The organism is uncultured Campylobacter sp. (genome assembly GCF_938045625.1).
GTDB lineage: Bacteria > Campylobacterota > Campylobacteria > Campylobacterales > Campylobacteraceae > Campylobacter_A.
Genome location: NZ_CALIAV010000103.1, coordinates 1 through 10,178, shown reverse-complemented (window position 1 = coordinate 10,178; position 10,178 = coordinate 1). Strand labels below are relative to the sequence as shown.

General features: G+C 36.3%; 5 protein-coding genes. 2 read left to right on the top strand and 3 right to left on the bottom strand.

The features are described from left to right. The 3 genes from Q0386_RS09945 to Q0386_RS09935 form a co-directional block, all read right to left on the bottom strand. The coding region (locus tag Q0386_RS09945; protein ID WP_299030441.1) for a Calx-beta domain-containing protein at nt 1-1,687 on the bottom strand (1,687 nt) is incomplete at its 3' end. Between the two features lie 4 nt (nt 1,688-1,691). Further along, nucleotides 1,692-2,255 carry a hypothetical protein gene (locus tag Q0386_RS09940; protein WP_299030438.1) on the bottom strand — a complete coding sequence of 188 codons (564 nt, stop codon included), beginning with the start codon at nt 2,253-2,255 and terminating at the stop codon, nt 1,692-1,694. Nucleotides 2,256-2,428: 173 nt separating this feature from the next. Beyond that, the gene (locus Q0386_RS09935; RefSeq protein WP_299030436.1) at nt 2,429-4,075 is read right to left on the bottom strand and encodes a TolC family protein; all 1,647 of its coding nucleotides are present in this window, start codon (nt 4,073-4,075) and stop codon (nt 2,429-2,431) included. A gap of 1,554 nt (nt 4,076-5,629) precedes the next feature. Here Q0386_RS09935 and Q0386_RS09930 point away from each other — a divergent pair. Next, nucleotides 5,630-7,090 (top strand): ankyrin repeat domain-containing protein, encoded by a 1,461-nt coding sequence (locus Q0386_RS09930; RefSeq protein WP_299030433.1) that lies wholly within the window; start codon nt 5,630-5,632, stop codon nt 7,088-7,090. Nucleotides 7,091-7,108: 18 nt separating this feature from the next. Beyond that, nucleotides 7,109-10,178 (top strand): calcium-binding protein (locus Q0386_RS09925; RefSeq protein WP_299030430.1); only part of this gene is annotated, 3,070 nt, incomplete at its 3' end.

Below are 10,178 nucleotides of genomic sequence, written 5' to 3'. Positions count from 1 at the left end.
CTTCGGCAAAACCGTTTAGATCGTGATCGAAATTTATGGCTCCGTTCATCTTTATAAGCTCTATGCCGTCTCCACCGAGATCTACTACGAGCGGATCATAATATTTAGGATCGCCAGGCTTTTTAGCTTTATCGTCGTCTTTGATGAGGGCATTTGCATATCTGATATGTTTGACATTTATATTTCCCGATGTCTCCCATACGGTAGCTCCTATTTTAAATTTATAGTCTTCATTTGGAGTGCTATTGCCCTGCCAAGTATATACTATATCTGAAGTTTGATTGTTTTTATTTAATGTTATAAAGCCACTAGCGGTAGAAAGCACTATGCTTTCATCTCCTTGTAATTCTTTGTTTAATGTGACTTTAAATTTCATCGAGTGATGACCCGCATCTCCTTCTACAGAAGCTGCATCATGGATAGTCACTATAATATCTTTTTTGGAATCGTCGTCATAAATAGTGCCAGTAGCGATATAAGTGTTGCCTAATGTATCTCCTTTTATATTATATTTTTTCGATATAGCCTCATCTACATTAACGAATAGGGCAAATTTTTCATCATTTTCTATTTCTTCATCATCTTTTATATCCACATATATTTTAGTGCTGGTTTGCCCTGCCTTAATTACCATATCTCCATATGCTTTTATACCTCTAGGTTCGGTAGTCGTAAAGTCCTTATCACTAGAGTTTGTCCCTACGCTACTAGCGAATGCATCTAATTTTATATCGCTCGATACGGGGCGATCTATAGAGACGGTGAATTCTGCCCTACCGCCGTTTTCTGCTACAGTTGCATTAGAGACGGTAAGTTTGATTGGTTTATCTATTATCGTTCCTACACCGCTAACAGTATCGTCCATTAATATATATTTACCTATACCGTAAGATAGCATATCCGATGCTATATTTATAGCAAAATTTTCTTCGCCCTCTCCGCCTTCATTATCTTCCATTATAGGTATCTTAATCTTGTACTCACTAACACCTGCAGGTATTGTAACACTGCCGGGGGTTTCTGGTTTAAATCCTTGATAATCTTTTCCTTCGGTGGCAGTATTTTGAATGGTATGATATTTTATGGTTAAACTTTTATCTAAAACGTGGTTAAATTTAAGTGTAAATACTACAAACCCATCACTTTCATTCGCGATCGGGCTATCGACTTTGTAAAGCAAAAAGTCGTCTAATTTCCACGCCTCGCCCCAGCTTTCTTGTGCCCTGGCATAACTATCTCTAAAAAGCTTTTCTGCACGCTCTCTTTCTTTTTGTTCAGCTTCGGAGGCATCTTCTAACTCGGAAATTCCCCAAGAAAGAACAGTTAATGAAGCGCTTAATGCAAAGGCACCAAATCTTATTTGAGGAGGTAGATATGGGCTTTGAGATATAACCCCTATTAGATCGCCAGCAAATGAAACCATATTAGAAATTTTTATTCCATTTTTATAGTCACGATCATTTAAAATTTTATTCCAGCTAGTCCACAAATTGGCTAGTTGAGCTGCAGGAAGGTATTTTTCTAATTTTTTTAGCAATGGCAATATAGCTTGAGCTATATTAGTTGTAGCGTTCATGTACTCTGCGCGATTTACATCATTGCCGGTCAAAGTCCTCCTAGCACTATCGATAGAAAGTCCACTGGATATAGAATTTTCTACTGTTTTTGGATCTAATTTAAAACTCATTTTTTTACCCCTTTCCCTTGAATTTTTTATATTCTATATGAAGCTTGAAAGTAAATATAAAAGCTATTAAAACTAAAATTATACCAGCTATAACGCTAGTTTTTCTTCCTTTGTAGAGATAGCTCATGTTTGTCGTATCTTTAAATAAAACCAAACCATCATCGCAGCGGCTCAGCTTATTCAATACAAAATCAGACATATTTATGATTATACATCGATTAAATACATATTCTTTAAAAAATATATCACAAATATATGTTCCTTCTGAAATTTTTACATCTACAAAGCGTCTAGTGATGATTTTATTATTATTTTGGATTGACACTACACAATTGGCTTTCGTACGATAATGTCCTTTGTGCCTTTTAAGTTCTTTTATAGTACCGTAAAATACGAATGGATCTCTTATGCTTTGAGTACTTGGTACGATAGAGTAGGAGTACAAGAGAAGTATCGGTGCGATAAATGAAACGCAAACAACGATTAGCGTTATAAAAGTATGCTTCCGATCAAAGCCGAATTTAATCAAATCATACCAATAATCTACGTAGTAAAGCGGGTTTTTCACTATACTCCTTTTAGTTTTATACCCTCAAGATTTCGCGCGATGATACCAAGTTCAAACTTAACAAGCTATAAAATAGCGTATAAAAAATTTATAGAAAAATAATCTACGCTGTATAGGTAACAGTTTGTTTTATTCAGTAAGAAAAATTCCACTTTGCTTTGCCTATATCAAATCTACTCACACCTTCCATATCTAGACATTAGTTCTGCCTTTTTGATATTAAAGCTGGCTTTTTGCGTATGTTCTTTAAGAGCTAACTCCTTTTTTAAAGAGGCTATTAGAGAGTTTAAAACATCTATCTTTGAGCTTTCGTTACCGGCATTTAATCTTTTTTGCATAGTTAGGATATCTTTTGAAATTTTAGAGGAATTAGATAATATCTTATTGTATTCGTCCTTTTTAGATAGAAATAGTTTAAGATCTGCGATCTGCTTTTCGTATTCTAATTTAGCTTCTTCTTTTTTAGATAAAATCCTCTCTTTATTTATCTGCTTTTCTTTGATCTGCGCGGCGCGCTTGCCTCCGTCAAATAGGCTCATATGCACCGTAAGTCCCGCTCTATAACCATGTCTTTTGACATCCTTTCCGGCGCGGCTAAAGTCGTCTCTGTCGCTGCCGTAAAGATCGTATCTGCCGTAGAGCGAAACGGTAGGATAGTAAAGCCTTTCTTGCGATCTCATACTTAGCTCATTTGCGGCTAATTCATGATCAAATCCTTTAGCGATTACGCTATCTTCAAAGGGTACGAAGTCCGAGCTGATACTATTAGCTCCGCCTAGATCCGAAAGATAAAACACGTTTGGAATTTTAACTCCAGAAAGCGAGTAAATTTTATTTAAAACATTATTTGCGTTTAGTTCTAATTGAGACAATTCATAGCTCGTATCGGCTAATGCTATGGCTTGATCTGCTAGAGCTGTTTTGCTTAGCTCTCCTGCGCCCGATAGTCTCTTTTCATAGATATAAAGCATCTCGTAGGCGTCTTTTAACCGCTCATAGATTTCTATTCTGTTTTTATATCCGAGCGCCTCGTCGTAAAGCTCCAAAAGCTTGATAGAGCCGTCCATATACGAAGAGCATCTTTTAAAATCTGCTTGTTTGATATTCTCTTCGGCGGCTTCGATCGCTAACTCATCCGCGCCGAATTTAAATATATCTTGGCGCAGCACGAGCGAGACGGAATCTCCGTAGCCGCTTTGCGAGACTAGGCTATCGTCGCCGATCTGCACGGAGTTGTAACGAGCGCCATAGCGTTTAGCGTATTCGCTATTGGCATTGATGCCTAGCTCGGGATAGCGTGAGGCTTTTTGGTAGTCTAACTCGTTGCGTGCGCTTTGCACATCCAGTCTGGTTAAATTTAAACTCGGGGAATTAGCCAAAGTATGCTCTAATAAGGCGTCGAAGGAGAAGGAGCTTGGGCCCGCTTTAAAATTTGAATCAAGCTCTCCGTCCAGTCTTTTTTGATTTATATCCCGTATTTTTGATCTATCGAGTCTGTAAATTTTAGTAGGGGCTTTTGCTTTGGGGTTTGAATTCTTTGAGGCGTCTTGCGGGCTATCTTGTTTGGGGCCAGTCTCGGGAGTGGAGAGATATTTTTCTAAGGCGCTCTGAGTGTTTGGCGCGGCTGATTGATTTTGAGTAGATTTTTGTGCGGACGTTTTATTGGAGGTTGACCTTCGTGTGTTCGCTCTATCGGAGAGAGATTGCTGTGAAGCGGAATTAAATTTATCCGCTGCGTTTAACATATCCGTGCTCAAAATCAAAGCAAAAACGGCGAAAGCTATTTTAAATTTATCCAAATGAAGTTTAAATTTATCCAAATTAGGCTCTTTATAAATGAAATTTTAATGCATTTTATACGAAAGGGGATTAAAATTTTATAAAACGGCGGATGAAATTTTAAGTTCTGTCTTAAAAATTGAAAGACTAAGACAAACGCTTTGGGGCATATCCGATCCGTAAAGCGTCGGCGTATATTAAATTCTAAAACGCTTAAAGAAAGAGTATTTAGGCGAGATCGCGAAAGAGAAGCGGCAAGAGCGTAATGGAGCAGCGGATCGAATGTAACAAACTCCGAAAAAGTCGTTTCATTTACCGTCCCATTCGTCTCATTTCTTGCTATGAAGCGTGCCACTCACAAGCTATGAACACCGATAGAATGGGGCTATCCGTCAAGAGGCGATAGGCTCTTGACGGATATTTATAGTGATCTTTTCGCCGTATTTTACCTTGTTTGACGTATTTGAGACGTTTTAGTGCTTTATAAGGGTACTCTTTTTTCGACTATATTTTTTGTATATTACGCTTACACGTAAATTTGAAAATATACCCGCGTATTTTTTAATCATCATAACTACGAAAGCTATAAGCCTAAAAGATGTTGTTCTTTGTGATTGCAATGCTCTATGACTTCTTTTAATACTATGAGATGTTTTAATGCTATGTGGCGTGGAGCGTTTTATATTCTTGTCCTTGTCCTCGAAAAGCTTCCTCTGCTTTTTGAATTAGGCTTTAAATTGAGTGTAGCTTTTTGATGTGTTGATGAGCAAGATTTCGCCGCTTGCATCTTAATCTGAATAAATTTTACTTTAAACTCCCGTATGGCTTTTAAGGGGTTGCGCTATTGGGTAATGTTGTTGGGTATAGTAGAGCACATTCTTGCACTCCTTTATTATTCATGCCAGGCTCAATTCGCTTGATTTACTTATTCTTTTAATGTTTTTGCTGCTTTCAGATATATTTGCGATCAAGCGGATCGTGCGGACGTTCTCTGTTTCTTTATTACGCTCGATTTATTTGCTATTATGCCTACTATACTTAATTTTGCTTGTTATACTTATGTTTACTATTCCCGATTTACTTGCCTTTATTAATACTTTTATTATCATTGAGCCTTATTACTACTTTGTGTACCTGACGTATTGAGTTGCTACCTCAAGTGCTGCACTTAGGCTTTACCTAGAAATACTTTTAGGTGTTTTAATGCTTTAATCGCTGCAACTATTAAGCTTTGATGCTTGCTTTTAGTGCTACGAGTGTAAAAAGCTTTTAGAATGTCTACTTTATCCTTTTATTCACTATCTGGTCTTTTCATCGCTCTTTGACATTCCTATATTATTTGTTTATTTCATATTTGCTGGGTAACTGTTTTGGTGTTTGTTAGCCTTTGAATAGCTATCTGTTTTACATCGCATCTTGTATTTGATTTTAGGCTTTGTATTTTGCGACGCTGAGAAGTAAAATTTTAAAATTCAGAGCAGGCTCCTGCGTAAAAAATCCATACCGAAACTACGGCAATTTCGCATCTTGTAAACATTTATATTTTATTAAGTACTCATTGGGTATAGTCGCGAGCAAAATTCTAAGGGGAAATTTTGAAAAGCTTTAAACTTCGGTTTATTTATACCATCTGCGCTGTAGTCGTATGCGCGCTGTATCTGCTAGCCGAAAGATCGGGCCTTGTGGAGCGCAAGCAAACCCATTTTACCGTTACTTCAGATATAAATGTCTCCAAAGTGCCAGGTTTTAGCAAATACGTAACTCAAGAAGAAGTTGAAAGTTTTGCGTTTCGCTACTGGGATATAGATTACAATTCAAATCCAGAAAACGTATTTAAAGAACCCGCCATAGACGTAGAGCTAAAAAGACTTTTAAAAAGCAAGCAAACTGATGAAATTTTAAAATTTATGAAAGATAACAATCTAACCGTAGAGCATACTATGCACGGAGGGGTAACGCCCGTGATGTATTCTAGCTTTTGGGACGATACAAATACCACTCAAGAGCTTATAAAGCTAGGTGCGGATATACATAAAAAAGATGAATACAAGCTATCCGCTATGGCCTATGCGATAGAAAATAATGCTACTAATACTGTTAAACTATTGCTTGATAACGGCGTTAAATTTGAGGAGGTGAAGGCTATACAATGGTATCTGGACTGCCCTATCTATAAAATTATAAAGCTAAATATAATAGTAGATGAAAATGGGATACATAAAACTCATAATTTTGCAGATTGCATCGTGAGAAGAGACGGTCCAAAGGGTGACGTAGATAGTATCCTTTATTATGCCATAAGTAATGGTTTGACGGAGATTGCAGAAATAGCTTTTAAACAAGGGATGAAACCTGATCCAAAATATATACATACTTATTATATAAACTATAAGATGGCTAAAGATATATCGTTCCAGCATTCTGTTTATACAGAGCTAGTGGACTTGCTATATTATAAGCCGATGCTAGATTTATTAGTCAAATACAATATTACGGGTATGCCAACGCAAGAAGAATTTGTAATGGTTCAGGAACAATGTTTAAATTCTTTACTCGGGACCATAAAAAAGAAAATATCTTACATAAATCATATGAACGATTACTGCTATGGAGAGAAGATTTTAGAATCATATGATTGGGCTCTTCGAGGCAGATGGTCGGTAAAACATAACGAAGAGAGGGAAAAAGGAACTGATAGATACTGGAAAGAAAAAGATTTTATAAAATTTTTCGGTTATATGCCAAACGATAAAAAATGTACCAAGCTAGCACCTGACATCAAAATATTAAATTTCTATAATATGAAAATAGATAGATATAAAGCTCTTTGCGGCAATGGGCTAAGCGATGAAGAGATTTTGCAAAAAAGTAGCCTAAAAGATAAAAATAGTACTGAGGCATTCGATATTGAGACATTTTTTAAATATTTAAATTTTGAGGAAATGCTAGAGGAAGCGAAAGTGAAAATTCTACATGACGGCGAGAAGATAGATATAAAAGATTATGCCGAAATTCTAAGACAAGAAGCAGCTAAAAAACTAGATAGTAATCAATAAATTTGAAGGAGTAAAACAATGGTAAAGTTTAATAAAGGCGAGTGGAAAGCCGAAAAGTTATCGAAGTTTAGTAAGTCCCTTAAAAATAGTGCTATAGGCAAATGTAATGCCATAGTAGATAGGCTGAATAAAGAGTACGAAAGTACTCTTGATAGGATTTTACAATCAAATGGCGTGGATACGGCAGAAAAAGCAGATGAAGAGCTACAAAGTAACAAATTCTGCAAATTTTTCTCTATAGTAGAAAATGGTTTTATATGGACAATTAATACGATTAGTACTGCAGTAGAATATCATAAATTACCTGTTGACTTAAGTGGATCCAGCATAGATGACGGCAATAAAAATTTATATCCCGATATAGAAAAAAGTTCCTTGACATTTCTATTGAAATCTATTTTAGGGGAAGAGATAGAAACCGCAATAGTTGTAAAAATTTTAAAATTTGCGGGTCGTATTGTAGGGGCTCTAGATGATACTATGGAAGAACTGGGCAATATGATTACCAATACTATAGATTTCGAAGAGCTTGATATAAGCAACGCTTTCTTACGAAACCATACTATAATAGTTCATTATAAAGATATAAATACCAACGCTACGAAAGAACGAAAATACATATTGTATAAATCAGATAAAATTTTTGACTATGCACTAAATACAGTATGGGGCGAAGTTAAGGCAGATATGGATAATCTAGATAGGGTAATTTTTACTAGAAATGATACGCCGATAGAATTTATATGGCACAATAAATATTATCAGAAACCAAAATATGATAAAACTCTAGAATTTAGAAATGGCAAGGGAGCAAATGAAGAAAAAGTAATTTCAGTATTAAAAAGAGTAGATAGGAATTATATAGAATATCTACAATTTGCCAATGGTGACCCCAAAGAATTATTAGCTAACTATTATGCAAACTACGGAGTTGGCGCAGGCGATATTATTAATGAGATAGGCGATAATAAAGAAGTGCCTGCCTATGCCCTAAAAAATCTTAAAGGTTATGTATTAAAAGACGAAATGAATGATGGTAAAGGAACTGCCGAGTATTTAAATAGAGAATTATATTCTGAAAAGCATTTAAATGCCCGCGTCAATTTCTTTGAAACATTTATAAAAATGAAAACTATGAAGGAGAAAATAGATTTTGGTAGCGGTTTTAATGATATAGAACCGGTAAAAACTAAGATTAGTTATACAGATACTGCAACTGGAGAATTTATCCAAGCCAATGATGGTTTTCCTATTAAAAATATAGTATTTGTTAATGGGGATTATGAAACTAAAGTTGGTCGTGTAGAAATTTATGGATACTCCGATGACAATAAAATAACGGCAACTAGAGGTGATGTCCATGTTGAAGGAGGTTTAGGCTCAGATACGATAACCACCGGCTCGGGAGACGATACTATATATACGAATGCCGCTATAGACGATAAATACGATATCGAAGATGATAGCGTAAATAATATTGTTCACGCAGGATCGGGTAATGATACCATATACGGCTCTAAAGGTATGGATGAAATTTATGGTGAGGACGATGATGATACTATTTACGGAAAAGATGGAGATGATAAACTAGACGGTGGAAAGGGCAATAACTGGATATTTGCCGGCAAAGGAAGCGATAGTATAAATATAAGTGCAGACAGCGCATATACGAATCATATTTATACCCATACGGACAGTAAAGATGGGGAGGACAGGGATGATTTCTCCAACGAAAACCACGTTACCATAACGCAAGGATATAGCTTCCTAAGTACTAGCCATTCATATATTTACGGTGGTAGAGGTAAGGACGTAGTGACTATTACTGGCGGCGTGAGCACTATAAATTTAGGAGATGGTAATAATGTCGTAACGATAAAAGATTCCAAGGGTTCGAATAAGATTACTACAGGATCTGGCAACGATACTATAAATATAATCGGGGAAAAGGATGTGAATGAAATAACGCTTGGTGGCGGAAATGATATAGTAAATATAGGCGGGGCTTCACGCAGTATCATACATGCTAACGATAAATCGAAAGATAGCGATGATGCAGATACTCTAAACGGCGGAAAAGGCATTGATGTATATTACGTGGGTAATAAAGACACTATCTCGGACAAAGGCGGTAATGGTAGAGTATATTTTAACTCTGATAAATATTATCTCGTCGGCGGAGTAGAAACTAGCGCAGGCTCTATGACCTATAAGAGGGATAATTATACTTATAAACTTAGCGGAAATACTTTAAGCGTCACGGACGATAATACCGGAGAGAAGATTACTATAAAAGACTACGATAAATATCGTAACAATGGAGGTGATCTAGAAATAAAACTTACAGATAAAATCGATATAAACATAGACGATGTTACCGTAGAAGAAGGCGATACAAAAAATCAAATAGCCAAAGTTAACGTTTCGCTATCAAGAAAGCTGAAAGAAAATGAAACTATTAAATTATATATGCCCCAGGGCAATACTCTAGAATTTAAAGCAGGAGATCAGAGTAAAACTTATGAGTATAAATATGACGGAGATTATACGGTAAACTTTCAAAAAGAACGTAAAACTACAATATCCCCTTGGAAGATAGACTCTAGCTTAAATATATCAGCTTCCGTTAAAAAACAAGGCTCCGTAACTATTACCGATGACGATACTCCTATCTATATAAGCACGAAAGGAAGCACCGTAGCGGAAGCTGCCGAAAAGATAGAGGGAACTATATTTTTAAGTAGAGAACTGAAAAAGGGGGAGCGCATCACTGCCTACGCAAACGGGAAAAAGATAAAAATAACCGAATCGGGGCAAAAATTCATAGCCGCTACTTGGGAAGACGACAAAAAAGAGGAGGAGGACTCTAAATTTTACGGAGGATTATACAATGTATCCTCTAATGCAACCGTATACGTAAATGAAAAGTCCGGTAAATTCGTAATCAAAGACGACGATAAAGACAAAAAGCCTGGCGATCCTAAATATTACGATCCACTCGTAGTAGATCTTGGCGGAGACGGCATAGAACTCATAAAGATGAACGGAGCCATAAATTTCGATCACGATCTAAACGGTTTTGCCGAAG